At 63.4% G+C, this 25,897-nt stretch carries 23 protein-coding genes; 7 read left to right on the top strand and 16 right to left on the bottom strand.

The features are described 5' to 3' along the window. Nucleotides 1-11: 11 nt before the first annotated feature. Nucleotides 12-1,139: a BMP family ABC transporter substrate-binding protein gene (locus AC0L2P_RS15325; RefSeq protein WP_473502145.1), complete on the bottom strand. Its 1,128-nt coding sequence runs from the start codon at nucleotides 1,137-1,139 to the stop codon at nucleotides 12-14. A 322-nt stretch (nucleotides 1,140-1,461) separates the two neighbouring features. On the opposite strand from AC0L2P_RS15325, the gene AC0L2P_RS15320 reads away from it, so the two are divergent. Next, nucleotides 1,462-2,121, top strand: a complete 660-nt coding sequence (locus AC0L2P_RS15320) for a GntR family transcriptional regulator (protein ID WP_473502221.1) — start codon at nucleotides 1,462-1,464, stop codon at nucleotides 2,119-2,121. Nucleotides 2,122-2,124: 3 nt separating this feature from the next. On the opposite strand, the gene doeB is transcribed toward AC0L2P_RS15320, so the two are convergent. The 10 genes from doeB to ehuR form a co-directional block, all read right to left on the bottom strand. Beyond that, on the bottom strand, nucleotides 2,125-3,126 hold the full coding sequence (doeB, locus tag AC0L2P_RS15315) for a N(2)-acetyl-L-2,4-diaminobutanoate deacetylase DoeB (protein WP_473502144.1): 1,002 nt from the start codon (nucleotides 3,124-3,126) through the stop codon (nucleotides 2,125-2,127). Between the two features lie 5 nt (nucleotides 3,127-3,131). After that, nucleotides 3,132-4,310 (bottom strand): ectoine hydrolase DoeA, encoded by a 1,179-nt coding sequence (doeA, locus tag AC0L2P_RS15310; protein ID WP_473502143.1) that lies wholly within the window; start codon nucleotides 4,308-4,310, stop codon nucleotides 3,132-3,134. Between the two features lie 38 nt (nucleotides 4,311-4,348). Then, nucleotides 4,349-5,341 carry a cyclodeaminase gene (locus AC0L2P_RS15305; RefSeq protein ID WP_473502142.1) on the bottom strand — a complete coding sequence of 331 codons (993 nt, stop codon included), beginning with the start codon at nucleotides 5,339-5,341 and terminating at the stop codon, nucleotides 4,349-4,351. Beyond that, nucleotides 5,338-6,330 carry a hydroxyectoine utilization dehydratase EutB gene (eutB, locus tag AC0L2P_RS15300; RefSeq protein ID WP_473502141.1) on the bottom strand — a complete coding sequence of 331 codons (993 nt, stop codon included), beginning with the start codon at nucleotides 6,328-6,330 and terminating at the stop codon, nucleotides 5,338-5,340. Before eutB ends, AC0L2P_RS15305 begins: the two co-directional genes overlap by 4 nt. 11 nt (nucleotides 6,331-6,341) lie before the next feature. Further along, nucleotides 6,342-7,115 carry an ectoine utilization protein EutA gene (eutA, locus tag AC0L2P_RS15295; RefSeq protein WP_473502140.1) on the bottom strand — a complete coding sequence of 258 codons (774 nt, stop codon included), beginning with the start codon at nucleotides 7,113-7,115 and terminating at the stop codon, nucleotides 6,342-6,344. Next, nucleotides 7,112-7,771 (bottom strand): ectoine/hydroxyectoine ABC transporter permease subunit EhuD, encoded by a 660-nt coding sequence (gene ehuD / locus AC0L2P_RS15290; RefSeq protein WP_473502138.1) that lies wholly within the window; start codon nucleotides 7,769-7,771, stop codon nucleotides 7,112-7,114. The genes eutA and ehuD overlap by 4 nt, the downstream gene beginning before the upstream one ends. A 16-nt stretch (nucleotides 7,772-7,787) precedes the next feature. Further along, nucleotides 7,788-8,447: an ectoine/hydroxyectoine ABC transporter permease subunit EhuC gene (ehuC, locus tag AC0L2P_RS15285; RefSeq protein ID WP_254819481.1), complete on the bottom strand. Its 660-nt coding sequence runs from the start codon at nucleotides 8,445-8,447 to the stop codon at nucleotides 7,788-7,790. A 188-nt stretch (nucleotides 8,448-8,635) separates the two neighbouring features. Beyond that, complete coding sequence (gene ehuB, locus AC0L2P_RS15280) at nucleotides 8,636-9,487, bottom strand: ectoine/hydroxyectoine ABC transporter substrate-binding protein EhuB (RefSeq protein WP_473502137.1); 852 nt, start codon at nucleotides 9,485-9,487, stop codon at nucleotides 8,636-8,638. 65 nt (nucleotides 9,488-9,552) lie between these two features. Then, complete coding sequence (gene ehuA / locus AC0L2P_RS15275; protein WP_023677199.1) at nucleotides 9,553-10,338, bottom strand: ectoine/hydroxyectoine ABC transporter ATP-binding protein EhuA; 786 nt, start codon at nucleotides 10,336-10,338, stop codon at nucleotides 9,553-9,555. A gap of 120 nt (nucleotides 10,339-10,458) precedes the next feature. After that, complete coding sequence (ehuR, locus tag AC0L2P_RS15270; RefSeq protein ID WP_473502136.1) at nucleotides 10,459-11,844, bottom strand: MocR-like ectoine utilization transcription factor EhuR; 1,386 nt, start codon at nucleotides 11,842-11,844, stop codon at nucleotides 10,459-10,461. 82 nt (nucleotides 11,845-11,926) lie between these two features. Here ehuR and AC0L2P_RS15265 point away from each other — a divergent pair, with 82 nt between their 5' ends. The 4 genes from AC0L2P_RS15265 to AC0L2P_RS15250 all read left to right on the top strand — a co-directional run bounded on the left by AC0L2P_RS15265 (nucleotide 11,927) and on the right by AC0L2P_RS15250 (nucleotide 16,560). Beyond that, nucleotides 11,927-12,418, top strand: coding sequence for an Lrp/AsnC family transcriptional regulator (locus tag AC0L2P_RS15265; protein ID WP_473502135.1), 492 nt, complete (start codon nucleotides 11,927-11,929; stop codon nucleotides 12,416-12,418). A gap of 127 nt (nucleotides 12,419-12,545) precedes the next feature. Beyond that, nucleotides 12,546-14,039 carry an NAD-dependent succinate-semialdehyde dehydrogenase gene (locus AC0L2P_RS15260; protein ID WP_473502134.1) on the top strand — a complete coding sequence of 498 codons (1,494 nt, stop codon included), beginning with the start codon at nucleotides 12,546-12,548 and terminating at the stop codon, nucleotides 14,037-14,039. A gap of 35 nt (nucleotides 14,040-14,074) precedes the next feature. Next, nucleotides 14,075-15,454 carry an aminotransferase gene (locus AC0L2P_RS15255; protein WP_473502133.1) on the top strand — a complete coding sequence of 460 codons (1,380 nt, stop codon included), beginning with the start codon at nucleotides 14,075-14,077 and terminating at the stop codon, nucleotides 15,452-15,454. Nucleotides 15,455-15,462: 8 nt separating this feature from the next. After that, nucleotides 15,463-16,560 (top strand): alcohol dehydrogenase family protein, encoded by a 1,098-nt coding sequence (locus AC0L2P_RS15250; protein WP_473502132.1) that lies wholly within the window; start codon nucleotides 15,463-15,465, stop codon nucleotides 16,558-16,560. A 5-nt stretch (nucleotides 16,561-16,565) separates the two neighbouring features. On the opposite strand, the gene AC0L2P_RS15245 is transcribed toward AC0L2P_RS15250, so the two are convergent. After that, on the bottom strand, nucleotides 16,566-17,942 hold the full coding sequence (locus AC0L2P_RS15245; protein WP_473502131.1) for an aspartate aminotransferase family protein: 1,377 nt from the start codon (nucleotides 17,940-17,942) through the stop codon (nucleotides 16,566-16,568). Nucleotides 17,943-18,085: 143 nt separating this feature from the next. On the opposite strand from AC0L2P_RS15245, the gene AC0L2P_RS15240 reads away from it, so the two are divergent. Both AC0L2P_RS15240 and ftsZ read left to right on the top strand, forming a co-directional pair. Then, nucleotides 18,086-19,204: an NAD(P)/FAD-dependent oxidoreductase gene (locus AC0L2P_RS15240; RefSeq protein WP_473502129.1), complete on the top strand. Its 1,119-nt coding sequence runs from the start codon at nucleotides 18,086-18,088 to the stop codon at nucleotides 19,202-19,204. Between the two features lie 220 nt (nucleotides 19,205-19,424). Next, nucleotides 19,425-20,432 (top strand): cell division protein FtsZ, encoded by a 1,008-nt coding sequence (gene ftsZ / locus AC0L2P_RS15235; protein ID WP_473502128.1) that lies wholly within the window; start codon nucleotides 19,425-19,427, stop codon nucleotides 20,430-20,432. Between the two features lie 96 nt (nucleotides 20,433-20,528). Here the strand turns inward: ftsZ and melA are convergent, their stop codons facing one another. The 4 genes from melA to AC0L2P_RS15215 are packed head-to-tail and all read right to left on the bottom strand — an operon-like array spanning nucleotide 20,529 to nucleotide 25,741. Further along, entirely contained in the window at nucleotides 20,529-21,899 is a 1,371-nt protein-coding gene (melA, locus tag AC0L2P_RS15230; protein WP_473502126.1) for an alpha-galactosidase, read from the bottom strand. Nucleotides 21,900-21,920: 21 nt separating this feature from the next. Beyond that, nucleotides 21,921-23,588 (bottom strand): ABC transporter ATP-binding protein, encoded by a 1,668-nt coding sequence (locus AC0L2P_RS15225; protein ID WP_473502220.1) that lies wholly within the window; start codon nucleotides 23,586-23,588, stop codon nucleotides 21,921-21,923. A gap of 10 nt (nucleotides 23,589-23,598) precedes the next feature. After that, entirely contained in the window at nucleotides 23,599-24,732 is a 1,134-nt protein-coding gene (locus tag AC0L2P_RS15220; protein WP_473502125.1) for an ABC transporter permease, read from the bottom strand. 1 nt (nucleotide 24,733) lies between these two features. Continuing rightward, entirely contained in the window at nucleotides 24,734-25,741 is a 1,008-nt protein-coding gene (locus AC0L2P_RS15215) for an ABC transporter permease (protein WP_473502124.1), read from the bottom strand. Between the last annotated feature and the right edge of the window lie 156 nt (nucleotides 25,742-25,897).

Below are 25,897 nucleotides of genomic sequence, written 5' to 3'. Positions count from 1 at the left end.
TCCGATCCGGTTCAGGCGGTCGAACCGACGACGCCCTCGACGAGGTAGTCCATGCTTTCGAGTTCGATCGCGGTCTCGACGAAGGCCTGGCCCTCGGTCGCCACGACAGCGCCCTTGTTGCTCTTCAGCGGACCCTTGATGACGGAAAAGCCGCCTTTCAGCATTTCGGCCAGCGTGCCGTCGAACTGCTTGCGGGCCGCGTCGCCGACAGCCGGGCCGAGCGGGCTCATCTTGACGAAGCCGTCGGCCAGGCCGCCGCGCGTGAAATTGGGCAGCGGCGTGCCTGCCACAAGATCGTCGACGAACATCTTGTAGACCTTGGCCCAGTTCCATTCCGCGCCGGTCAGGTATTTTTCCGGCGCCAAAGGGCTCTGGTTGGCATGGTAGCCGCAGATGAAGGCGCCACGTCCGGCAGCCGTCTCGACCACCACCTTGGGGCTGTCGACATGACAGGTGATGACGTCGGCGCCCTGGTCGACCAGCGCATTGGTAGCCTCCGCCTCCTTGACCGCCAGCGACCACTCGCCGGTGAAGATCACCTGGCAGGTGATGGTCGGATCGACGGAGCGCGCGCCGAGCAGGAAGGAATTGATGTTGAGCAGCACCTGCGGGATCGGCTTTGCCGCGACGAAGCCGAGCTTCTTGGTCTTGCTGGTGTGGCCGGCGACGACGCCGTTCAGATACTGGCCCATGCCGATATAGCCGAAATAGGAACCGGCATTCATTGGATGCTTGTCCTTGTTCCACATGCCGCCGCAATGCCGGAACTGCACGTCGGGGAATTTCGCGCACATGGCCAGCATGTGCGGATCGAAATAGCCGAACGAGGTCGGGAAGATCAGCGACGCACCGTCGAGATTGATCATCGATTCCATCGTCTTCTGGACGTCGACCGTCTCCGGCACGTTCTCCTCTTCGACGACGGAAATGCCGTCGATCCCCTTCAGCGTGGCGGCGCCTTCGGCATGCGCCTGGTTGTAGCCGTAATCGTCCTTTGGCCCGACATAGATGAAGCCCACGGTGGCCGTCGCGGCGAAGGCCCTGCTGATCGGAAACGCTGCGGACGCAAGGCCGAGCGCCGCTCCGGCGGCGGAAGTCTTGAGCAGGTGGCGGCGGCTAAGCATGAATCTCTCGGACATTGAATGCTCCCTCTATGGGGCCTTTGGGGCCGGTTAACACCTCAATGAAAGAAGTGTATGCAATCAGCATGCCAGTTTCAGAAATTGGATTTATTCAGCAATATCAACGAGCGTGCCGATGTGGACTGCACAAAGCCGGCGCAATTGCATACACTTTTTGCCTTCAAAATCGCCAATTTGACATGAAGGCTAAAACATAGGCATACAGAGCTGCGGAGGAATCGAAGCCGGTGAGTGGCTTACGGCTCTACCGAAAAGACTGGACGGAGGAGACGTGTCGGGAAAGCGCAATTTGATCAGGTCGGGCACGACCGTCGATCAGATGGTGAGGGCGATCAGCGACCGGATCGTCACCGGTTTCCTGCGCCCGGGCGAAAAGCTCGACGAGGCCTCGCTCGCCGCCCGCTTCGACGTCTCACGCACGCCGATCAGGGAAGCGCTCAGCCGGCTCAGCGCCATGGGACTGGTCGAAAGGCGGCCCAATCGTGGTGCCACCGTCGCCGTGGTGACCCAGGAGCACCTCGCCTCGATGTTCGAGAGCATGGCCGAGCTTGAAGCGATCTGCGCGCGCTTCTCGGCCGAGCGCATGACGGCCGGCGAGCGCCGTACGCTGGAGGCCGAGCATCAGGCATCGGCGCGCTTGGTGCAGCTCGGGGCCGAAGAAGAGTATGAGCTTTTCAACACCGAGTTCCACACCCGGCTCTATCGGGGCGCCCACAGCAAGCACATTTATGAACTGACCGTCATGACCCGCGGCCGCCTGGCGCCGTTCCGGCGCGCGCAATTCATGCTGCCCGGCCGGCTGGCCCAGTCCTGGCAAGAGCATGACGCGATCGTCACCGCAATCATGCGCGGCGACAGTGCGGCAGCCGGAACAGCCGCCAAGGATCATGTCTCGATCGTCAGCGAGGCGAGCGCCGTCTTTGCCCTCGGCGATCGCCCTAAAGGCAAAGTCGAGCCGTTTCCGACATCGGCTTCCTGACCGTCAATCGACCAGCACGGCCACCACGGCAGCACAGTCGCCGGCCTTGACCAGCCCCGGAAAATGCCGGGCCGCCAACAGCCCGGACATCCTGGCCCGGATCTCCTGCGGTGCACCGCCGGTGCGGCCTATGGAGTGGACGCGTGCCAGCACCTGGTTTTCTGCCACCGGCTCGCCGAGATCGATCATCGTTTCGATCATCCCGTCGTCCTCGGCGAACGAGAAGCAATCGCCCGACGGCATGTCGAGCCAGCGGGTCGGCTGCATCTCGACCGTGCCGGCGACGATGCCGGCATGGCGCAGCACATTGAGCACGCCGCGGCGCGCGATCCTCACCGTTTCCGCGCGCGAAGTCCCGCCGCCGCCAAGCTCTGTGGTGACGAACAGCTTGCCCATCTCCTCGGCGGCAGTGTCGAACATGCCGACCGCATCGATCTCCAGCATTTTCATCGACCACGGTGCGGAGAACGCTTCGACCGCAGCAAACCCCTTCGCTTCCAGCACCTTGTCGGGCCGAATGTGGGCGGCGCAGAACGGCACGAAATCGAGCGTCTTGCCGCCGGAGTGGAAATCGAGCGCGATGTCGGTGCGCGGCAGAAGTTCGCGCCGGAAATAATCGGCGATCTTCTCGGTCACCGTGCCGTCGGGCCGGCCGGGAAAGCTGCGGTTGAGATTGCCCTTGTCGATCGGCGAGGTGCGCGTGCCGGCGCGGAACGCCGGATAGTTCATCGCCGGCACGATAATGACCGTGCCGCTGACTTGCTTCGGCTCGAGCGTACGGGCGAGATCGTAGAGCGCCAGTGGCCCCTCATACTCGTCGCCATGATTGCCGCCGGTGAGCAATGCGCTCGGCCCGTTGCCGTTGCGGATAACGCAGATCGGGATCATCACCGATCCCCAGGCGGAATCGTCGCGGCTGTAAGGCAGGCGCAGGAAGCCATGCTGCACACCGTCGCGCTCGAAATCGACGGTCGGCGTGATCGGTGACGGGCGAAGGCTGGACATCGGGCTCAACTCTTCACCACCAGCTTGCGCGGCACATTGGCCAGGCACTCGACGCCGGTTTCGGTGATCAGGATGGATTCGGTGATTTCCAAGCCCATCCTCTCCAGCCACAGGCCGGTCATGAAATGGAAGGTCATGCCGGGCTTCAGCTCGGTGCGGTCGCCTGGGCGCAGGCTCATCGTGCGTTCGCCCCAGTCCGGCGGATAGGAAAGCCCGATCGGGTAGCCGGTGCGGTTGTCCTTGACTATGCCGTATCTCTTCAGCACGGCGAAAAAGGCGCTGGCGATGTCCTCGCATGTGTTGCCGGGCTTGGCGGCGGCAAGTCCCGCCTCCATGCCTTCCAGCGTCGCCTTTTCGGCGTCGAGGAACTCCTGCGTCGGCTTGCCGAGGAAAACGGTGCGCGACAGCGGGCAGTGATAGCGATTGTAGCAGCCGGCAATCTCGAAGAAGGTGCCCTCGCCCGATTTCATCGGCCGGTCGTCCCAGGTCAGATGCGGCGCCGACGCATCGGTGCCCGACGGCAGCAGCGGCACGATCGCCGGATAGTCGCCGCCGATACCGTCGACGCCGCGCGTGCCGGCATCGTAGATCTCGGCGACTAGGTCGCATTTGCGCATGCCGACTTCGATCTTGTCTACGATTCGCTGGTGCATCGCTTCCACGATGCGGGCGGCTTTGCGCATATAGTCGATTTCGGTCGAGCTCTTCACCGCGCGCTGCCAGTTGACGAGTGCCGTGGCGTCGACGAAGCGGGCATTGGGCAAGTGCTTCTGCAGCGATGCGAAGGCAGCGGCCGAGAACCAGTAATTGTCCATCTCGACACCGATGCTGAGCTTGCCCCAGCCGCGATCGGCGAGCACGGTGGACAGAAAATCCATCGGATGGCGCTCGGTCGACTGCACGTAGTGGTCGGCATAGCCGACGATGTTGTCGTGCGCGAGATAGGCGGTGCGCTTGGCGCCGTTGGCGTCCTGGCCGCGGCCGTACCACACCGGCTCGCCCGACGGCGGCACGATGACGGCCTGGTGCACATAGAACGACCAGCCGTCATAGCCGGTCAGCCAAGCCATGTTGGACGGATCGCTGACGACGAGCAGATCGACGCCCTTGGCCTCCATCGCCTTCCGCGTCTTGGTGAGGCGCTCCGCATATTCGCCGCGCGAGAATTTCAAATTAGGCTGCATTGTTCTTGGTCCTCGTTTGTTGGGCCTTGCGGCCGGTATCAGCTTTCGAAAATCGTACCGGTCTTGGCTGCACGCGCGCGGTCGCGGGCGAGCGTGGCGATCGCCGTGTCCTGCACGCCGGTGCCCGTCAGATCGGCAATAGTGATGTCGCTGCCCGAATGCCGGCCATGCCTTTCGCCGGCGATGATGTGGCCAAGCTCCGTGATCTCGGCATCGGCCGCCATCACGCCCGCCGCGATGGCGTGGTGCAGTTCGCCCAGCCGCCGCGTCTGCTTGGCGCTATCGGCGACGTAGAGATCGGCCATGCGCAGGATCGCCGGTGCGATCTCGTTCTTGTGCTCGGCATCCGAGCCCATCGCGGTGATGTGCTGGCCGGCCACGACGAAGCCGGCCTTGATCAGCGGCTCGGTCGACGGTGTCGTGGTGACGATGATGTCGGCATCGGCGGCTGCCTTTGCCGCGTCTGGCTCGGCGTGAACGGCGATGCCCAGTCTTTCGGACAATGCGTCCGCCGCGGCTTCGGCCTTGGCGGCATCCCTTGCCCAGATGCGGGCTTCTGTGATCGGCCGCACCAGCATCAGTGCTTCGAGCTGCAGTCCGGCTTGGACGCCGGCGCCGAAGATCGCGGCAACGGAGGAGTCCGCCCGCGACAGATGTTTGGCGGCGACCGCGCCGGCCGCGGCCGTGCGGATGTCGGTGAGATAGCCATTGTCGAGCAACAGCGCCTCGACCAGCCCAGTTTTGGACGACAGCAGCACCATCATGCCGTTGACGCTGGGCAGGCCGAGTTTCGGATTATCGAAGAAACCGGGGCTGATCTTGATCGCAAAACCGTCGATGCCCGGCACATAGGCGGTCTTGACGTCGACCTCGCCGCGATGCTCTGGAATGTCCAGCCGCAGGATCGGCGGCATCGCCACCGGCAAGGTAACGAGCGCCCGGAACGCGTTCTCGACGCAGGCGACGGCATCGAGATCGAGCTTCACGAGCTTGCGCAATTCGGCCTCGGTGAGGATCGTTATCCGGCTCATGCTGCGTGCTCCGCAATTGCTTTACCGCAGATGATCTTGCGGTGCAGTGTCATGTCGATGTTGCGGCCGGACAGCACGAGTACTGTGGGGCCATTCGCGGTGACCTTGCCGGCAAGCACGGCCGCGATGCCGACCGCGCCGGCGCCTTCGACGATCTCGCGCTCCTGCTCATAGGCGTGGCGGATGCCGGCGGCGATCTCGTCCTCGCTGAGCAGGATCACATCGTCGAGCAGGTCACGGCACATCGAGAAGGTCAGCCGGTTGTCGAGGCCGATGCCGCCGCCAAGCGAGTCGGCGAGCGTCGGCAGTTCCTCGACCAGCACCGGGTGCCCGGCGTCGAGGCTCGCCTTCATCGCGGCACCGCGCGCCATCGAAACGCCGACGACCTTCGTCGCCGGCCTGACGCCCTTGACGGCAGCTGCGACGCCAGCCGCCAGCCCACCGCCGGAAAGCGGCACCAGCACCAGGGCGGCGTCCGCAACTTGTTCCATGATCTCCAGCCCAAGTGTCCCTTGCCCGGCGACAATGGCGGGATGGTCGAAAGGCGGCAGCATGATCAGCCCCTCTTCGGCGACCAGCCGCTCGACCTCTTGCTGCGCATCGTCCTGGCTGTTGCCGACGATGCGGATCTCGGCGCCAAGCCGGCGGATCTCTTCGAGCTTGTTCTCAGGCACCAGCCGCGACATGCAGATTGTCGCATGGATACCTTGCAGTTGAGCGCCATACGCAAGCGCCCGGCCGTGGTTGCCGGTCGAGGCCGCGACGACGCCCCGCACCTTCTCGTCTCCTGTCAGCGAAGCGATAGCGTTCGAGGCACCGCGCAGCTTGAAGGCGCCGGTGGTCTGCCGATGTTCGAGCTTGAGATAAACAGGAGCGCCCAAGTGCTGGGAAAGACTCCGGGAAGTGACGGTCGGCGTACGCTCAACCTTGCCTGTGATGCGCTCGCGCGCGGCGCGGATATCGGAGAGGCTTATCCTGGACGTGGTCATGGGCTCGTCAATCAGTTCAGCGGCAGCGTCATCAGACGGCCGAATTCAGGGCGCGACATCTTATCTCCGCAAAGCCGCAGGCAATTCCAGGCCGTCGCCTGGTTGCTGGTGACGACGGGGCGGCCGATGGCCTCTTCCATGCCGACAACTGCCGCCGCCGACCGCAGCGCCGTGCAGGACACGAACAGCGCGTCGGCCTGCGGGGCCATCGCATCACGGGCCAGATCGACCAAGGATTTCGGCGCAATCCGCGCCATCTCACGGTCGTCCTCGAAGCCGAGGCAAGTGAAGCTGACGATTTCGAATCCACGCTCGGTGAAATAGGTCGCCATCGGCCGGCTGGTCTCGATCGTATAAGGGGTGAGGATGCTGATCGTCCTGGCGCCCAGCGCCGTCAGGCCGCGCACGCCGGCCATCGGCGGCGTGACCACCGGCACGCCGGGTTTCACGGCCTGCACTGCCGCCTCGATTTCGGCATCGCCGATCACGACGGAGGCCGAGGTGCAGGAATAGCAGATCGCATCGAGCGGCTCGTCGGGCAGGATCAGGCCCGCGGCCGCCGTCAGTGACGGCTGCATCTTGCGCAAATTGTCCGGCGTCGTCGGGTTGGCGTAGGGAATACGCGCGACATAGATGCCGATACGATCGCTTGCCACCATGCGGTGAAAATCCGGCTCGCTTGTGTGGTCGGTGGCAAGGATGATCAGGCCGACCCGCTTTTCCAGCGGACGCGCATCGAGCGCCGGCGGTGCCGAATGCAGGCGGATTTCGGGTGCAGCACTCATCGTTCGATCCGCCCATAACGGTGTTCCAGCCAGCGCAGCAGCACCACCGAGAACAGGCTGATGGCGAGGAAGAAGGCGCCGACCAAGGTGATCGGTTCGATATACCGGTAATAGGTGTTGGCGACGCTCTTGGCCTGGTTCATCAGTTCCAGCACGGTGATCGCCGACAGCAACGGCGTCTCCTTGAACATGGCGATGAAATAATTGGCAAGCGCCGGGATCATCGGCGGGATCGCCTGCGGAATGATGATGTGCGTCCAGGTCTGCGTGGCGTTCAGATTGCAGGCCTTCGCCGCTTCCCACTGACCGCGCGGCACATTGTCTATACCGGCGCGGTAGACCTCGGCCGTGTAGGTGCCGTAATGCAGCCCAAGGCCGATGACGCCCGCCACCAGCGGCGGCAACAGGACGCCGAAATCCGGCAGCACGTAGAAGATGAAATAGAGCTGCACCAACAGCGGCGTGCCACGGATGAACTCGGCAAGGAAACTGACGGTGCGCGACAGAGCCCTGTTCGGCGAACGGCGGGCCAACGCGATGCCCAGCCCGACGATGGCCGCCAGCACGGAGCCGAGCAGCGTCGCCAGGATGGTGATCTTCACCCCCTCGATCAGCGTCGGCAGGATCTGCCGGACAAAATCCCAATCCCATTCCATTATCAGGCCCGCTCCATCAGACGCGCACCCCGTCGAGGCCGCGCGCCATGCGGCGTTCCAGCGACCGCACGCCCCAGGAGATGAGCAGCGCCAGCACGAAATAGATGACCAGGATGGTGCTGAACGGCACAAGTGTATTGCCGGTCTGCGAGCGCACCACCTGCGCCTGGAAGGTAAGGTCGGCGAGCGAGATCAGCGAAACGACGGCGGTGGCCTTGAGCAATTCAATGGCGTTGTTGCCGAAGGTCGGCAGCATCACCAGAAGCGCCTGCGGCAGGATGATGTGGCGCATGGCTTGCCAGCGGCCGAGATTGAGCGCGGTGCAGGCCTCGTATTGTTCGCGGCCGATCGACTTGATGGCGCCGCGCACCACTTCCGCTGCATAGGCCCCGACATTGAGGCCCAGCGCCAGCACGCCGGCCTGTAGCGGCGTCAGCGAGATGCCCGCGAAAGGCAGCACGAAATAGGCCCAGAACAGCTGCACGAAAATCGAGGTGCCGCGGAAGAACTCGATATAGGCGGTGGCCAGCGCGCGTAGCACGAAAAACCGCGACAGCCGCCCCAGCCCGGCAAGAAAGGCCATGACCAACGCCAGCACCGACCCCATCAGCGTCAACTCGATGGTGACAAGCGCTCCTTGCAAAATCAGGCCGAAATAGCCGGACCATTGGGTCATTGGTCGAAAGGGCTCCGCATTGAATATTTGGCGCGGCGATCACTTCAGGTTCCTTCTCCCCGTTCGCGGGGAGAAGATGCCGGCAGGCAGATGAGGGGCAGCGCGAACCGACCAGAGTGTGGCGACGCCCCTCATCCGGCCCTTCGGGCCACCTTCTCCCCGTGAACGGGGAGAAGGAAAGAACGCGCCTACTTCGCCGAGCAGAGCTTGTCGCGGTTCGTCGACATCGCCGCCGCCGCCGAGAAGCCGTAGGGTTCGATGATCTTGGCGAACTCGCCGGACTTCTTCAGTTTCGCCAGCTCGACATCATAGGCATCACGTAGCGCTTCGTCGCCCTTTTTGAAGGCCGCGCCGTCGCAATAGACCGGCGCACCGACCACCGGCGCGATGACTTCGAGGTTCGGATCATTGGCTTTCTTGACCAGGTCGTTGATCGACAGCACGGGCAGCGAATAAGCATCGATGCGGCCGTCCTGCAGCATCTTCAAGCCACTCTGGCCGTCCGGCACGACGATGACGCGCTCGCGCGGCACACCTGCGGTGAGCGCCAGCTTTTCCTCGGTGCCGCCACCCGGTGCGCCGATCGTCGCGCTGGTGTCCTTGGCGACGTCCTCGTAGCTCTTGAAGCCCTTTGGATTGCCCTTCTTCACCAGCATCGCCTCGGCATCGCACAGCACCGGTTCCGAATAGGCGACCGCAGCACAACGTTCCGGCTTCATGAACAGGCCGGCGGTGACGACGTCGAAACGGCCGGCCTGCAGGCCGGGGATCATGGCGCCATATTCCGAGATCGAGGCGACGATGTCGTTGACGCCAAGGCGCTTGAAGATTTCACGGGCAACGTCTGGCGCCGCACCCGAAACCTTGCCGTCGGCGGCGACCGCCGTATAGGGCGGCTCGTTGGCGATGGCGACGCGGGCAAAGCCTTGCGCCTTGAGCTCTTCGAGCTTGCTGTCATCGGCCGAGCCGGCCGTCGAGGCGGCCAGCACCGCCGTCAGCGCAATACCGGCGACGCCGGCCAAAATGGCAAATTTCTTCATTGTTCCCAACTCCTTGTTTGTCTGTCTTCTTGGCTTGCTTGAGGCGTCGCCGCCTCGCATGGCAGTCAGACCCGATGTCCGGCCGCAATGATCTTCTTCAGGAACCCTTGCGTACGCTCCTGTTTGGGATGGCGGAAAATCTCGTCGGGCTTGCCCTCCTCGACTATTCTGCCGCGGTCGAAGAACAGCACCCGGTCGGCGAAGTCGTGGGCGAAACCCATTTCGTGGGTGACCAGCAGCATGGTCATGTCGGTCTCGGCGGCGAGCTTGCGCATGACGTTGAGCACCTCGTCGACAAGTTCCGGGTCGAGCGCCGAGGTGACCTCGTCGAACAGCATGATCTTCGGCGACAGCGCCAGCGCCCGGGCAATCGCGACGCGCTGCTTCTGTCCGCCGGAAAGCTGCGCCGGCATCGCCTTGGCCTTGTCGACCATGCCGACCATGTCGAGCAGCTCCATCGCCCGCTTTTCGGCGGCGGCCCGCGGCACGCCTTTGGTCAGCATCGGTGCCAGCGTCACATTGTCTATGACGCATTTGTGCGGAAACAGATTGAACAGTTGGAAGACCATGCCGATCTTCTGGCGCATCTTTGCCAAATGCCGTTCATCGGCCGTCAGCAGCCGGCCGTTGCGCTCCATGTGGTACAGCTGTTCGCCGTCGACTTGGATGTGGCCGCTGTCGATACGCTCGAGCGTCATCAGGATGCGCAGGATCGTCGTCTTGCCCGAACCCGACGGGCCGATCAGCGCCAGCTTCTCGCCGGGCATGACTTGCATCGAGAGGCCGTCCAGCACCTTGAAAGTGCCGAAGCTTTTCGAAATACCGTCGATCTTGATGATGGGCGCCGACAATGAATTTCCCGTGCTGGAGAAGCTGTGCCTTTAACGATGCGGATCACGGCAAATCATGTCAATCAAGAAAATAATATCATGACAATATTTCGGATTCCGCACAATTCCCCCAATTGTTGCCTAGATCGCTAGCAGGAGATGCTCTGGATCGCCGAGCAGCAGCTTGGTGACAACGCCGAGACCGGCACGCAGTTCCCCCTCCGTGGTCGAGCCCAGCGAAATCCGCACAGCTGGATGCCAAGGCGTCTGCGAAATGCGAAACGATGTACCCGGCGCAATCGCCACGCCCTGCAGGCGCGCCTGGGACACAAAGCTTTCCTCGCCGCGATCATCGGGCAGCCGCAGCCAGACATGCAGCCCGTCGCGATGAGCCCGATAATCCACTCCGGCAAGCACCTCGGTGGCGATGTCCAGACGCCGCCGCAAAGCCAGGCGCTGCCATCGCACGAGTTCCATCGCGGTGCCGTCGGTCACCCATTTGGTGGCGATCTCGGCCACCAGCGGCGTCGCCATCCAGTTTGAGACGAGGTGGCGGTTGGCGACCGCGGCGACATAACGATCGGGCGCCGCGAGATAGCCGATACGCAGGCCCGGCACTACGATCTTGGTAAAGGAGGTGACGTAGAGCGTGCGCTCGGGCGCGAAGGCGGCGACCGGCAGCGGCCGGTCCTCGACCAACGGGCCGAGAACGTCATTTTCGATGATGGCGATGTCGTGCCTGCGCGCCACCGCCGCAATCTGTTCGCGCCGGGCCGCGTCCATCAGAGTGGCCGTAGGATTGATCACCGAGGGCTGCACGAACACCGCGCGGATGTCGGACAGCCGGCAGGCCTCGTCCAGCGCTTCCGGGATCAGCCCATTGTCGTCGATTCGCAAACCCTCGAGGTTGAAACCGAGATAGCGCGCTAGCGGGATCAGCGTGTGGTGGCCGATTGCCTCCGTAGCGACGGTCGAACCCGGCGGCGCCACGCTCATCAGCGCCACTGTCATCCCTGCGGTGGCGCCGTTGGTCAGGCTGATGTTCTGCGGCGACATGTCGAGGCCGCAGAGGCGTAGCCACTCGACACCGACCGCGCGGTGGCGCGGGAACACCATGTTTGGCCTGAACGACAGCGCCGAGCTCGACGGCAGGTTTTCGGCGAGCCAGCCCAGCGCCTGCCTCAGCCGTTCTAGATGCATCGGTTCGCAGACCGGCTTCAGGATGGAGAGGTCGATGACCTCGCCCAGCCGCTCTGGAAGATAGGGCGGCTCCGGCTCGCGGCGCTGAGTCTGCACGAAGCTGCCGCGGCCGACCTCGCCGGACACCAGCCCGCGGCGGATCAGCTCCTCATAGGCGCGGCTGACCGTCTGCACGGAAAGTTTGAGATCGTCGGCGAGCTGCCGGTGCGTCGGCAACCGAGCGCCATTGGCCAGGCGCCCGTCATGGATGGCGCGCGCGAACTGGTCGGCGAGCGATTGATAGGCCGGCCGCCGGATAAGAGCGGGATCTGGTCGCCAAAATGTCATGACTTATTAGAGATCGAAATCAGTGCAATTGACAATCGAAATAATGCGCCGTCATGGTGTCCGGCACCGGAAGTAGGCGACCATGGCTGCAGCGAAACTCGATCCGATCGATCTGAAAATCCTCGACGCCATCCAGCACGACGGGCGCATCACCAAGCTGGCGCTGGCCGAGAAAGTCGGCCTGTCGCCGACGCCGTGCTGGATGCCGCTGCGTAAACTGGAAAAGGCCGGCATCGTCTCGGGCTACCATGCCAGGATCGCCATGCGCGCCATCGCGCCGGTCGCCACTGTGCTGATGGAGGTGTCGCTGGCCAGCCACCGCCAGGCCGATTTCGACCGTTTCGAGCGCGTCATCCGCGATATTCCCGAGATCGTCGCCTGCTGGTCTGTCGGTGGCGGCGTCGATTACCTGCTGAAGGTGATGGCGCGCGACATCGACGCCTATCAGCGGCTGGTCGACACTCTGCTCGAACGCGACATCGGCATCGACCGCTATTTCACCTACATCGTCACCAAGACGGTGAAGGAGGAGAGTGTGCTGCCGGTGGCGGATCTGTTGCCGGCATCTTCCTGATACCGGAGAGATCGTCTGGCTCGGCAGGACAATAGAGACAATCTCTCTACGTGTAGGCACGCAAACAGCCTCTCTGTTTGCGCGGCAGGGATAGTCTGCGGCATCCACCCGAACCGGGAGCCCGATGATGTCCGCACATTTTGCCCGCTCGCAGCGCCATGAGGCGCTTGATCGCCTCGCCGACCGACGGCTGCTGCGCGAACTCGCCTATGTCGATGGCCACTGGACGGCGAGCGAGACCGCGGAGAGTTTCGAGGTGACGGAACCGGCCACCGGATCCACCGTCGCTTTCGTTGCCGCCCTCGATGCCCGGCAGAGCACATTGGCGATCGATGCGGCATGGCGCGCCTTTCCTGCCTGGCGCGCATTGCTGCCGCAGGAACGGTCCAAAATACTGCGCAAATGGTTCGATCTGATCGTCGCCGCCAAAAATGACTTGGCTCTGCTGATGACACTCGAACAAGGCAAGCCGCTGAGGGAATCATTGGGCGAGATCGATTACGCAGCCTCCTTCGTCGAGTGGTATGCCGAGGAGGCCAAACGTCTCAACGCCGAAAGCGTCACCAGCCATTTGCCAAATGCCGAGATGATGGTGCGGCGCGAGCCGCTCGGCGTCGTCGGCGTCGTCACGCCGTGGAATTTTCCAGCGGCCATGCTGACCCGCAAGGCGGCTGCCGCCCTTACCGCCGGCTGTACCATCGTCGCGCATCCTTCCTCGGAAACGCCGCTGTCCGCACTGGCGCTGGCCGAGCTTGGCGAACGTGCCGGTCTGCCGGCAGGCGTCTTCAACGTTCTCACCGGCAAGGCCTCGACCATTGTTGGGCGGATGTGCGAAGACCCGCGCGTTCGCGCCATGAGCTTCACCGGCTCGACCGAGATCGGCAGGTTGATCGCCGCGCAGAGTGCGCCGACGATGAAGCGTCTGGTGATGGAACTCGGCGGTCATGCGCCGCTGATCGTCTTCGCCGACGCAGATCTCGACAAGGCTGTGACCATCGCCGTCGACGCCAAATTCGCCACCTCCGGCCAGGACTGCCTCGCCGCCAACCGCATCTATGTCCAGCGTCCGCTATACGATCGGTTCTGCGCTGCTTTCGCCAGACGCGTCGAGGCGTTGCGGGCCGGCAATGGCCTCGCTGACGACACCGAAATCGGACCCTTGATGCACGAACGCGCCGTCAAGAAGGTCGAGGAGCAGGTGGCCGATGCGCTCGCCAAAGGCGCCCGTTGCCTGACCGGCGGCAAGCGTCATCCGGCCGGGCCGCTGTTTTACCAGCCGACCCTGCTGGCCGATGTTGACGACGACTCCCTGATCATGCGCGAGGAGACCTTCGGTCCGGTCGCCGCCGTGACGCCCTTCGACAGCGAAGACGAAGTCGTCGCCCGCGCCAATGCCACCGAATATGGCCTCGTCGCCTATGTGGTGACTGAGAATGGCGGTAGGCAATTGCGCATGGGCCGGGCGCTCGACTATGGCATGGTCGCTATCAACCGCGTCAAGATTACCGGCGCGCCGGTCCCGTTCGGCGGCGTCAAACAGTCCGGCATCGGCCGCGAGGGCTCGCGTCACGGGCTCGAAGCCTTTACCGATCTAAAATATCTCTGCCTCGACGTGGCGTGAGCCGCGCCCGGCACATTTTCCTCAGGAGTAGAAAAATGCTCGACCAGTCAAACGAACTCGCCGCCTGGGATCGCGATCACTTCTTCCATCCCTCGACCCATATGGGCACCCACGCGCGTGGCGAGAGCCCGACGCGTGTGATCGCCGGTGGCGAAGGCGTCACCATCTGGGACAATAACGGCAAGAAGAGCATCGATGCCTTCGCCGGGCTCTACTGCGTCAACGTCGGCTATGGCCGCCAGAAGATCGCCGACGCGATCGCCGCACAGGCCAAGAAGCTCGCCTATTATCATGCCTATGTCGGGCACGGCACCGAGGCGTCGATCACGCTCTCCAAGATGATCATAGACCGCGCGCCGCAAGGCATGTCGAGGGTCTATTTCGGCCTCTCCGGTTCCGATGCCAACGAAACCAACATCAAGCTGATCTGGTACTACAACAACGTGCTCGGCCGGCCCGAGAAGAAGAAGATCATCTCGCGCTGGCGCGGTTATCACGGCTCCGGCATCATGACCGGATCGCTGACCGGCCTCGACCTGTTCCACAACGCCTTCGACCTGCCGCGTGCGCCGGTCCTGCACACCGAGGCGCCCTACTATTTCCGCCGCGCCGACCACTCGCTGAACGAGGAGCAGTTTTCGCAATACTGCGCCGACAAGCTCGAAGAGATGATCCTCGCCGAAGGGCCGGAAACGGTCGCCGCTTTTATCGGCGAGCCGATCCTCGGCACCGGCGGCATCGTGCCGCCGCCGGCCGGCTACTGGGAGAAGATCCAGGCGGTGCTGAAGAAATACGACGTGCTGCTGGTCGCCGACGAGGTCGTCACCGGCTTCGGCCGGCTGGGCACCATGTTCGGCTCCGACCATTACCGCATCAAGGCCGACCTGATCACCATCGCCAAGGGCCTGACCTCGGCCTACGCGCCGCTGTCCGGCGTCATCGTCTCCGACAAGGTCTGGCAGGTGCTCGTCCAGGGCTCCGACAAGCTCGGCTCGCTCGGCCATGGCTGGACCTATTCGGCGCATCCGATCTGCGTGGCCGCCGGCGTCGCCAACCTGGAACTGATCGACGAGATGGACCTGGTCAGGAACGCCGGCGAGACCGGCGCCTATTTCCGCGCCGAGCTGACGAAGGCCGTCGGTCGCCACAAAAACGTAGGCGAGGTACGCGGCGACGGCATGCTGGCGGCAATCGAGTTCGTCGCCGACCGGGACGACCGCGTATTCTTCGATGCCTCGCAGAAGATCGGACCGCAGGTCGCGACCGCGCTTGCGGCAAGCGGCGTCATCGGCCGCGCCATGCCGCAGGGCGACATTCTCGGTTTCGCGCCGCCGCTCTGCCTGACCCGCGAGGAAGCCGACATCGTCGTGTCGAAGACGGCCGACGCGGTGAAGAGCGTGTTTGTCAACATCTGAAAACCGACATGAATGCCATGACCAAGACACTCCCCGCCACCATGGCCGCCGTGCTCCTGACTGGTCACGGCGGACCGGAAAAGCTCGTCTACCGCGCCGACGTCAAAGTACCCTCGCCTGCCCCGGGTGAAGTGCTGGTCAAGGTCACCGCATGCGGTATGAACAACACCGACGTCTGGGTGCGACAGGGCGCCTATGGCACCGAGGAGGATGCCGCGGCCGTGTCAACGTGGCGCCGCCAAGGCAACACGCTGAGCTTTCCGCGCATCCAGGGCACTGACACGGTCGGCAACATCATTGCCGTCGGCGACGGCGTGTCACCGGCCCGCATCGGCGAGCGGGTGATGGTCGATTTCTCCATCTACAATCGTGACGATTCATTGGCCGACATCGACTATATGGGCCACGGCCGCGACGGCGGCTATGCCGAATACCAGGCAGTGCCTGCCGAGAACGCCCATATCGTCGACACCGACCTGACCGACGTCGAACTTGCTACATTCTGCTGCGCCTATCTCACGGGCGAGCAGATGCTGGAACGCGCCGCATTAAAAGCCGGCGAGCGTGTGCTGGTCACCGGTGCCTCCGGCGGCGTCGGCTCCGGCATCGTGCAGCTGGCGCGGGCGCGCGGCGCCATTCCCTACGCAATTGCCGGCAAGGGCAAGGAACAGGCCGTGCGTGATATCGGCGCCGAGGCGGTGATCACCCGTGGCGTTGCCGATCTGCCGGCCGCCGTCGCCGCTGCGACCGAGGGCCAGCCGATCGACGTGGTGGCCGATCTGGTCGGCGGCGCGATCTTCAACGACCTCCTGCGCATCTTGAGGCCGGAAGGCCGCTACACCACGGCTGGTGCAATTGCCGGCCCGGTCGTGCAGCTGGATCTGCGCACCATGTATCTGAAACAGCTGCAACTGCATGGTTCGAGCCAGGGCACGCGGGCGGATTTCCGCCGCATCGTGCGCTACATCGAGGACAAGAAGATCCGGCCGCTGGTCGGCGGCGTCTACAAGCTGTCCGATTTCCATCGCGCCCAGGCCGATTTCATCGCCAAGGATTTCGTCGGCAAGCTGGTCGTTGTGCCGGATGCGGTCGGCGTCGCCAAATAGCGCGATCAGCCTGGCGATCGGACCTGCTTGAGGGCGGCTTCGAGCGACCGTTCAAATGCGTCGATCACCTGATCGACCTGCGACTCGGTAATGATCAGCGGCGGGCAGAAAGCCAGCGCATCGCCCATATTGCGCGAGATGACGCCGTTCTGCTGCATGAACCCGTTGACTAGCCCGCCCAGCGCGCCGGCCGTGCCCCACGGCGCCTTATTCGGCTTGTCGCCGACCATTTCGACCGCCGCGATCAGGCCGATGCCGCGCACCTCGCCGACAAGCGGGTGCGAAGCGAGATCGCGCAGCCGTTTCTGCATATGCGCACCGACAGTGCGCGCATTGCCGACCAGATCGCGCTCCTCGATCAGCTTCAGGTTCTCGAGCGCGACCGCTGCCGCAACGGGATGGCCGCCGCCGGTGAAGCCGTGGCCGAACGTGCCGATACGATTGCTTTCGTTCGCGATCGGCTCGAAGACCTTGTCGTTGATCAGCAGGGCCGAGATCGGCAGATAGGACGAAGAAATCTGCTTCGACAGCACCATGATGTCGGGCCTGATGCCGAAGGTCTGCGAGCCGAACATCTCACCTGTTCTGCCAAACCCGCAGATCACCTCGTCGGCGACAAGCAGGATGTCGTATCTCGACAGCACCGCCTGGATTTTCTCCCAATAGCCGGAAGGCGGAACGATGACGCCGCCGGCGCCCATGATGGGTTCGCCGAAGAAGGCGGCGATGGTTTCCGGCCCTTCGGCCAGGATCAGTCTCTCCAACCCGTCGGCAAGCCGCGTCGAAAACTGCTCTTCGCTTTCACCCGGCAGCGCCTCGCGCCAATGGTGCGGTGTCGAGGTGTGCAGCACATTGGCGATCGGCAGATCGAACGAGATGTGGTTGTTGGGCAGTCCGGTCAGGCTCGCCGAGGCGATGGTGACGCCGTGATAACCCTTCCTGCGGCTGATGATCTTCTTGCGCGCCGGTTGGCCGAGCGCATTCGACCGGTACCAGATCATCTTCATGGCCGTATCGTTGGCCTCGGAGCCGGAATTGGTGAAATACGCCTTGCTCATCGGCACCGGCGCCATCTGCACCAGTCTCTCGGCGAGATCGATCAGCGGCGAATGCGATTTGGAGCCGAAATCGTGATAGTAAGGCAGCTTCGACATTTGCCGTGCTGCCGCATCGACCAGCCGCTTCTCCGAAAAACCGACCGCGACGCTCCAAAGCCCGGCCATCGCCTCGATATAACGGTTGCCGGCAAGGTCCTCGACATAGATGCCGTCGCCCTTCTCGATGACGAGCGGCCCTGACTCCTGATGCTTGCGGGCGTTGGTGTAGCCATGCAGGTGATAGCTTATATCGCGGGCTTCGGGCGAATTCGGTCGTGCGTCCATGATGGCTCCTGTGCCGGTCCGGCTCGGCAGGTCCCCGTGCATTATGCCGTTTGATGCATCTTTCTCGAACGGTATAGTGTCAAGCGCTTTCGACAGGGCCAGCGGATGGATGGACGCATGCAGAACTTCGGCTTGACCTGACCGTGGACCATATCGACTGCATTGTCGCCGGTGCCGGCGTTGTTGGCCTGGCGATCGCGCGAGAGATGGCGCAGCGCGGCATCGATACGCTGGTCCTGGAAGCCGAGAGCGCTATCGGCACCGGGACAAGTTCGCGCAATTCCGAGGTCATCCATGCCGGCCTCCACTATCCGGTTGGATCGCTAAAGGCCCGGCTCTGCGTGGCGGGCCGGGAAAAGCTCTATCGCTACTGCGACGAGCGTGTGATCCCGCATTCGCGCTGCGGCAAGCTCATCGTCGCCACAAATGCCGGACAGGAGCCGGTGCTCGCCTCAATCCGGGCCAATGCACGCGCTTGCGGCGCCGGCGACCTGGTGCCCTTGAGCGAAGCCGAGGCGCATGCGCTGGAGCCCAGCCTCAAGTGTACGGCGGCGTTGCTGTCGCCGGCCACCGGGATCATCGACAGCCATGCCCTGATGCTTGCCTTGCTGGCTGATGCCGAGGCGCACGGGGCGGCACTCAGCCTCAACACCCGCGTCGCCTCCGGCCGCATCGAAGCGGGCCAGGTCGTGCTCGAGACGGTGGACGCTACCGGCGGCGAGCGCTTCGAGATCGCCACTACGGGCTTCGTCAATGCCGCCGGGCTTGGCGCCGCAGCACTTGCCGGGTCGATTGAAGGGTTCGACCAGCAATTCGTGCCAAGGCTCCATTATGCCAAGGGCAATTATTTTTTGGTTGTCGGCCGGGCGCCGTTCTCGCGGCTGGTTTATCCGGTGCCCGAACCCGGCGGGCTCGGCGTTCATCTGACGCTCGATCTCGACGGCGCCACCCGCTTCGGGCCGGACGTCGAGTGGACCGATCAGCTCGACTATCGCGTCGATCCAGCTCGGGGTGAGCGATTCTACAGCGAGATCCGCAAATACTGGCCGGACCTTGCCGATGGCAGCCTGCAGCCCGCTTACAGCGGCATCCGGCCGAAACTGTCCGGTCCCGGTGAGGCCAATGCCGACTTCGTCATCCAGGACGTGGCGGTGCATGGCGTGGACAGCCTGGTCAATCTGTTCGGCATCGAAAGCCCCGGCCTGACCTCCTGCCTGGCGATTGCCGATCATGTCGCGCAGTGCCTCGCGCCGAAGTTGTAGCACGCGGCGCCCGCGCCGCGATCTGCCCTGTATCGAGGCACATTGGGTGAACTTTCAGACGCAAGTCGCCTATGAGGCACATCGCGCACTTGCAGCCCGCTCCGCGCTCTGATTCCCTGCGTGCTGGGCTGTCCTGATTCGCACTGCCCGGTTCAGAGTTTTCGCAGTGCGCCCGGGGCAAGCTTGCAGCGACCACTCGGCGTATCCAGGGAGAACGGCAATGAACACCGCGACGAGGCCGGTAATCTCGGAGATGAGGCCCAAGATCACCGTCGTCGGGGTCGGCGGCGGCGGCGGCAACGCAGTCAACAACATGATCGCCGAAGGCCTGCAGGGCGCGGAATTCATCGTCGCCAACACCGATGCCCAGGCCCTTGCCATGTCGAAGGCAACGAGGCTGATCCAGTTGGGCGCTCATATCACCGAAGGTCTGGGCGCCGGGTCCCTGCCCGAAGTCGGCCGTGCCGCGGCCGTGGAATCCATCGACGAGATCATGGACCACCTTGCTGGAACGCACATGTGCTTTGTGACCGCCGGCATGGGAGGCGGAACCGGCACCGGTGCCGCGCCTGTTATCGCACAGGCAGCGCGGGCAGCCGGAATACTGACCGTCGCCGTCGTTACCAAGCCATTTGTCTTCGAAGGCAGGCGCCGCATGTACGCTGCCGATGAGGGCATCGAGCGCCTGCGCGAAAGCGCCGATACCGTCATCGTCATCCCGAACCAGAACCTGTTCAGGATCGCCGACGCCAGAACCACGTTCGCCGACGCCTTCGCCATGGCCGACCGGGTTCTCTATGCGGGCGTCGGCTGCATCACCGATCTGATCGTCAAGGAAGGCCTGATCAATCTCGACTTCGCCGATGTAAAGTCGGTGATGCGCGACATGGGCCGCGCCATGATGGGAACCGGCGAGGCCGCCGGAGAAGGCCGCGCCAAAAAGGCGGCGGAAGCGGCAATCGCCAACCCGCTGCTCGACGAAGCTTCGATGATGGGCGCCAAGGGCGTCCTTGTCTCGATATCGGGCGGCATGGACATGACGCTGTTCGAGGTCGACGAAGCCGCTACCCGCATCCGCGAGGAGGTCGACAACGATGCCGACATCATCGTCGGCGCCATCTTCGACAAGGCACTCGCCGGACAATTCAGGGTATCCGTCGTGGCGACCGGCTTGCGGCGGGGCCTGGAGATTCCACTGCTTGCCGAACCGGAAGTTCGCATGAATTAGAGCCCATGTTGCGCGAGGCGACCCCCCCGGGCTTGAATTGGGCGGCGGGACGCACGAGCTCCTCGATCACCATGTAGAGACTGCCGCCGGTGCTACTCAGGCCGCCCTGACGTTGCGCGCTCCACGCGCCCAGGCCGGCAGCCAATCGCCATGCGCAACCAGCAAATCATCGACCAGCGACCATATCTGGTCGAGGTCGAGCTCGGCCGCCGTGTGCGGGTCCATCATCGCCGCGTGATATATGTGCTCGCGGTTCTCGGTCATCAGCGCCTGGACCGTCAGTTCCTGGACGTTGATATTGGTGCGGATCAGCGCGGTAAGTTGTACCGGCAGGTCGCCGATGAAGGTGGGTTGAATGCCGGAGGCGTCGACGAGGCATGGCACCTCGGCCGCGCAATTATGTGGCAATGACGTGATGCAGCCATTGTTGGGGACGTTGCCGTAGATCACCGACGGCTCGCCGGTCCAGACCGAGTTCATGATCGAGGACGCATATTCCTTCGACTGCTCCACTTCGATCTTATCAGCCGAGCGATAGGCTTCCGCCTGCCCCTTCCAGCGTTCGATCTGCTCGATGCAGCGCTTCGGGTATTCGTCGAGCGGGACACCGAATTTCTCGATCAGATCTTCGCGCCCGTCCTTGATGAAATAGGGCGTGTATTCCGCGAAATGTTCGGAGCTCTCCGTGACGAAGTACCCGAGGCGCTTCAGCATCTCGTAGCGCACCTTGTTCGGGCAGCGCGGATTCCATCCCGGCTTCGGCGCCCGCCCTTCGCTGTAGGCGCGCAGCAGATCCGGGTAGAGATTGCGGTAGGAGCCGTCCGGCTGGCGATGCTCGAATTTCAGGTAGAAGGCCATGTGATTGATGCCGGCCGAGCGGTAGCGAATCTCCTCGTAGGGAATGTCGAGATCATGCGCCAGCTCCATTGCCGTGCCTTGCACCGAATGGCAGAGGCCGACCTGCTTGATCTCGGGGTATTTCTCCGCGATCGCCCAGGTGTTGATCGCCATCGGGTTGACATATTGCAGCATGATCGCCTGCGGGCAGACCGCGAGCATGTCCTCGCAGATCTTCCAGAGATGCGGCACGGTTCGCAAGCCTCGCATGATGCCGCCGACACCGAGCGTATCGGCGATGGTCTGGCGCAGCCCGTATTTCTTCGGAACTTCGAAATCGGTTACCGTGCAGGGCTCGTAGCCGCCGATCTGGAAGGCGACGACGACGAAATCGGCGCCTGCAAGCGCCTTGCGCTGGTCCGAATAGGTTTCGGCTTTGGCCTTTACGCCAAGCGTCGCGATCAGCTTACCGACGACGATTGCGCTTTCCTCGAGCCGTTGCGGATTGATGTCCATCAGCGCGATCGTCGCGCCGGATAAAGCCGGACGCTGCAATATGTCGCCGACGATGTTCCTCATGAACACCGTCGAGCCAGCTCCGATGAAAGCGACCTTGGGATTTCTTGCCACAACGACCTCCGGCATAAGCAATCAGGCTACCTCGAAAGCGGCTTTGACCAGCCGTTCGGTGTACGCGGTTTTGGGATGGGACAGGACTTCGTCGACCGGCCCCTCTTCGACGATCTTGCCGTGCTGCATGACGATGACGCGATGGCACAGCGCCCGCACGACCTTGAGGTCGTGCGAGATGAAGATGTAGCTCAGGCCCCGTTCGCGCTGCAGCTTGCGCAGCAGTTCGATGATCTGCGCCTGCACCGAGAGATCCAGCGCCGATGTCGGCTCGTCGAGCACGATGAATTCGGGTTCGAGCGCGACGGCGCGGGCAATCGCAATACGCTGGCGCTGGCCACCGGAAAACTCGTGTGGGAAGCGCGACAGGATATCGCCGGGCATGCCGGCGCTGATCAGCGCCTCGCGCACGCGCTCGATCCGATCGTTCCTGGTGGTGCCGATGCGGTTGACGACCAGCCCTTCCTCGATGATCTGGCCGATCGTCATGCGCGGGTTGAGCGACGAGAACGGATCCTGGAAGACGACCTGCATGCGCGACCGCAACGGCCGCATCTGTGCCCGCGAACAGCCATGGATCGGCTGGCCGTCGAAATAGATCTCGCCGCTGTCCGTGGTGTTGAGCCTGAGCAACGCCTCGCCGAAGGTAGTCTTGCCCGATCCGGATTCGCCGACGAGACCCAGCGTCTCGTGCCGCCGAAGTGTCAGGCTGAGACTGTCGACGGCGACGAGTTCGCGCAGGTCCGGCCTCATGAACGTGCCATGCCGCAGCATGAAGGAGACGCGCACATCCTTGGCTTCAAGAATGACGTCGGCGCCGTCCGGCAACGGATTTGCCTTGCCGCGCGGCTCGGAGGCAAGCAGGTGGCAAGTGTAGGGATGCTGCGGATTCGCGAATAGCTTCTCCGTCACATTGTGCTCGCGCATCTCCCCATGCTGCATGACGTAGACATAGTCGGAGAACTGCCGCACCACGGTCAGGTCGTGCGTGATCAGGATCACTGCCATGCGCAGTTTTTTCTGCAGGTTTCGGATGAGATTGAGGATCTGCGCCTGAACCGTGACGTCGAGTGCCGTCGTCGGCTCGTCGGCGATCAGCACATCCGGATCGTTGGCCAGTGCCATGGCGATCATCACACGCTGGCGCTGGCCGCCGGAAAGCTGGTGCGGGTATTGCTTCAGCCGCGCCTGGGGTTCAGGAATCTGCACCTGCTGCAGCAGCTCGATCGCTCTTGCTTCGGCCTGCCTGCGGCTCATCTTGCGATGCACCCGTATCGCCTCGACGATCTGGCTGCCGATGGTGTAGATCGGGTTGAGCGAACTCATCGGTTCCTGAAAGATCATCGAGATGCGGTCGCCGCGCAGTTTGCGCCGCGCACGCTCGGAAAATTTCACGATGTTCGCCCCGTTGTATTCGACGGTCGATTTCGGCGACACGACGGCGCGCTTCGACAACAGTCCCATGACGGTGCGCGCCGTCACCGACTTGCCAGATCCGGATTCGCCGACGATGGCGATCGTCTCGCCGCGATAGAGCTGGAACGAGATATCCTTGACGGCTTCGACCATGCCGTGCTCGACCTTGAAATCAACGGCGATGTTGCGGGCATCGATGACCGGATTTTCCGAACGGCCGTCATGGTCGAGCCGGACAGGCGGTGCGAAGGATTTGACGAGCGCGTGTTGCATCATGGCACGCTCAATACGGATCGACCGCATCGCGCAGTCCGTCGCCAAGGGCGTTGAACGCGAAGACGGTGACAAGCACGAAGCCGACCGGCGAGAGGATCCAGGGATAGGTGCCGATTACCGAATAGGTCGCGGTGTCCTGCAGCATCAGCCCCCACGAGATCAGCGGCGGTTTCACCGCGAAACCGAGAAAACCGAGGAAGGATTCGAGCAGGACGACGCTGGGGATCGCCAACGTGACGGCAACGATGACGTGGCTCATCACGTTCGGAAAGATATGCTGCATGATGATGCGGCCGTCCGTGGCGCCGACCGCCATCGCCGCACGAACGTAGTCGATCCGCGCCAGCGCCAGGGTCTTGCCCCGCACCTCGCGCGACATCTGCGCCCAGCCGAGTGCCGACATGACGACGATCACGAAGGCCAGGAACACATTCGTCGGCGCCGTCACCGGAACAAGCGACGTCAGCGCCAGATAAAGCGGCAATTGCGGAAATGCGAGCACCAGTTCGACGAAGCGCTGGACCCAGACATCGAACGTGCCGCCGAAATAGCCCGACACCATGCCGACCGTCGTCCCGATCACCGTGACGATGAAGACCACGGTCAATGCGATCATCAACGAGATGCGCGAACCATAGATGGCACGAGCCAGCACATCGCGGCCGAATTTGTCGGTGCCAAGGAAATGCACCGGCTGGCCGTCGGTCGAGCCGAAGAAGTGCCGGTTCGCGGGAAGCAGGCCGAGCAGTCTGTACTCCGCTCCGTTGACGAAGAAGCCGAGCAGCCGCGGATGGTCGTAGTCCGGCCCGACGACGGGTTGGAAGGTAACCGGATCGAGGTCTTCCGAATCCGCCAAGGCATAGACGCGTGGCTGGAAAACGAAGTTGCCGTCCTTGTCATGGAAGCTCATCACTTGCGGGGGGGCAAAGCCGACATCGGTGACCTTGGGATCCATCGGTGCGAAGAAATCGGCAAACACCGCCAGCAGCACCAGAAGCGCGACCAGGATGAGCCCGGCCATGCCGGTCCAGGACCGTTTCAGGCGGCGCCAGACGAGTGCGATGTAGCTCTCATTGCCGCGCGGCTTGATCTTGGCCGGTTCGTCCGCAAGTGGCGGCAGCGAGGGCTCGAAAGCAAGCATTTCAGGACCCTGCATATTGGCGCACGCGCGGGTCGAGCATGACGAGCAGCATGTCGGCGACGATGTTGCCGACGATCAGCGTCGACGACAGCACCATCATGAAGGTCGCCGTTACATAAACGTCGCCGACCGCCATCGAGCCAACGATCGCCGGGCCAACGGTCGGCAGGGCAAAGATGATCGCAGTCTCGATCTCGCCGGTCAGCATGTAGGGCAGCACCACGCCCTGATACATGACCAGCGGATGCAGCGCATTGGGCACCGCATGACGCATCACGACCGCACCGCCGCTGAGACCCTTGGCACGAGCGGTTTCGACATATTGCGCGTTCAGCGTATCGAGCAGATTGCCGCGCATCACCCGCATGTTGTAGGCGAGCCCGCCGAAGGTGGCGATGGCGACGACCGGCCAGACATGCCGGACGAGATCGACGAACTTCGCCCACGACCACGGCGCCCCACCATATTGGGGCGAAAAGAAGCTGCCGATCTCGGAGACGTTGAATTGGAAGACCAGCAGGTAGACGATGATCAGCGCCATCAGGAAGCGCGGCACCGTCATCCCGAGGAAGGATATCGCCGACAGCGTACTGTCGATCCAGCTGTACTGCCTGGTCGCCGCCCAGATGCCAAAGCCGATCCCCAGCAGCGAAGCCAAGAGGTGGCAGACAAGCGCAAGCAGCAGCGTGCGCGGCAGCCGCTCGCCCACCACGTCGGCGACGGGCTTGTTGTAGTACAGGCTGTAGCCGAAGTCGCCGCGGATGATGATGCCGGTGATCCAGTTCAGGTATTGGAGTGGAACCGGCTTATCGAGGCCATGCTCCACGCTATAAGCCTTCGCCTGGGCATCGGCCTCGGCAAAGGAAGCTCCACCCTGGTTGATGAGCTGCAAGCGGATGTAGTCGGCATAGTTACCCGGCGGGGCCTGGATGATCGCGAAGGTAACCACGCTCAAAATAGCGAGAACCGGTAGTGCGGATGCTATGCGCATAAGCAGAAATCGCAGCATCGGCCGTTTCTCTCCTCGCTCGGTTTCAGTTATCCCTTACCGCTGGCTTTGTCCCCGGGGGGGGCCCCCCCCCGGCCGCGGGGTTTTTATTAAGGGGGGGGGGACACAGGGGGTGGGGGGAAGGTGGGGGGGGGGGGGGGGGCGCGGGGGCGGGGG

Source organism: Mesorhizobium sp. WSM4836, from assembly GCF_055811815.1.
Note: the sequence above shows the minus strand (reverse complement) of the source record. Positions and strands in the feature narration are given on the sequence as shown.

Coding starts and splice junctions, on each gene's coding strand:
- AC0L2P_RS15260 (WP_473502134.1), top strand. CDS start 12,546: ATGTCCGCACATTTTGCCCGCTCGCAGCGCCATGAGGCGCTTGATCGC.
- ehuD (WP_473502138.1), bottom strand. CDS start 7,771: ATGGAATGGGATTGGGATTTTGTCCGGCAGATCCTGCCGACGCTGATC.
- AC0L2P_RS15225 (WP_473502220.1), bottom strand. CDS start 23,588: ATGCAACACGCGCTCGTCAAATCCTTCGCACCGCCTGTCCGGCTCGAC.
- doeA (WP_473502143.1), bottom strand. CDS start 4,310: ATGCAGCCTAATTTGAAATTCTCGCGCGGCGAATATGCGGAGCGCCTC.
- AC0L2P_RS15320 (WP_473502221.1), top strand. CDS start 1,462: ATGGTGAGGGCGATCAGCGACCGGATCGTCACCGGTTTCCTGCGCCCG.
- ehuB (WP_473502137.1), bottom strand. CDS start 9,487: ATGAAGAAATTTGCCATTTTGGCCGGCGTCGCCGGTATTGCGCTGACG.
- AC0L2P_RS15255 (WP_473502133.1), top strand. CDS start 14,075: ATGCTCGACCAGTCAAACGAACTCGCCGCCTGGGATCGCGATCACTTC.
- AC0L2P_RS15325 (WP_473502145.1), bottom strand. CDS start 1,139: ATGTCCGAGAGATTCATGCTTAGCCGCCGCCACCTGCTCAAGACTTCC.
- eutB (WP_473502141.1), bottom strand. CDS start 6,330: ATGACCACGTCCAGGATAAGCCTCTCCGATATCCGCGCCGCGCGCGAG.
- ftsZ (WP_473502128.1), top strand. CDS start 19,425: ATGAACACCGCGACGAGGCCGGTAATCTCGGAGATGAGGCCCAAGATC.
- AC0L2P_RS15215 (WP_473502124.1), bottom strand. CDS start 25,741: ATGCTGCGATTTCTGCTTATGCGCATAGCATCCGCACTACCGGTTCTC.
- eutA (WP_473502140.1), bottom strand. CDS start 7,115: ATGAGTGCTGCACCCGAAATCCGCCTGCATTCGGCACCGCCGGCGCTC.
- AC0L2P_RS15265 (WP_473502135.1), top strand. CDS start 11,927: ATGGCTGCAGCGAAACTCGATCCGATCGATCTGAAAATCCTCGACGCC.
- doeB (WP_473502144.1), bottom strand. CDS start 3,126: ATGTCCAGCCTTCGCCCGTCACCGATCACGCCGACCGTCGATTTCGAG.
- ehuC (WP_254819481.1), bottom strand. CDS start 8,447: ATGACCCAATGGTCCGGCTATTTCGGCCTGATTTTGCAAGGAGCGCTT.
- AC0L2P_RS15305 (WP_473502142.1), bottom strand. CDS start 5,341: ATGAGCCGGATAACGATCCTCACCGAGGCCGAATTGCGCAAGCTCGTG.
- AC0L2P_RS15245 (WP_473502131.1), bottom strand. CDS start 17,942: ATGGACGCACGACCGAATTCGCCCGAAGCCCGCGATATAAGCTATCAC.
- AC0L2P_RS15250 (WP_473502132.1), top strand. CDS start 15,463: ATGAATGCCATGACCAAGACACTCCCCGCCACCATGGCCGCCGTGCTC.
- ehuR (WP_473502136.1), bottom strand. CDS start 11,844: ATGACATTTTGGCGACCAGATCCCGCTCTTATCCGGCGGCCGGCCTAT.
- AC0L2P_RS15220 (WP_473502125.1), bottom strand. CDS start 24,732: ATGCTTGCTTTCGAGCCCTCGCTGCCGCCACTTGCGGACGAACCGGCC.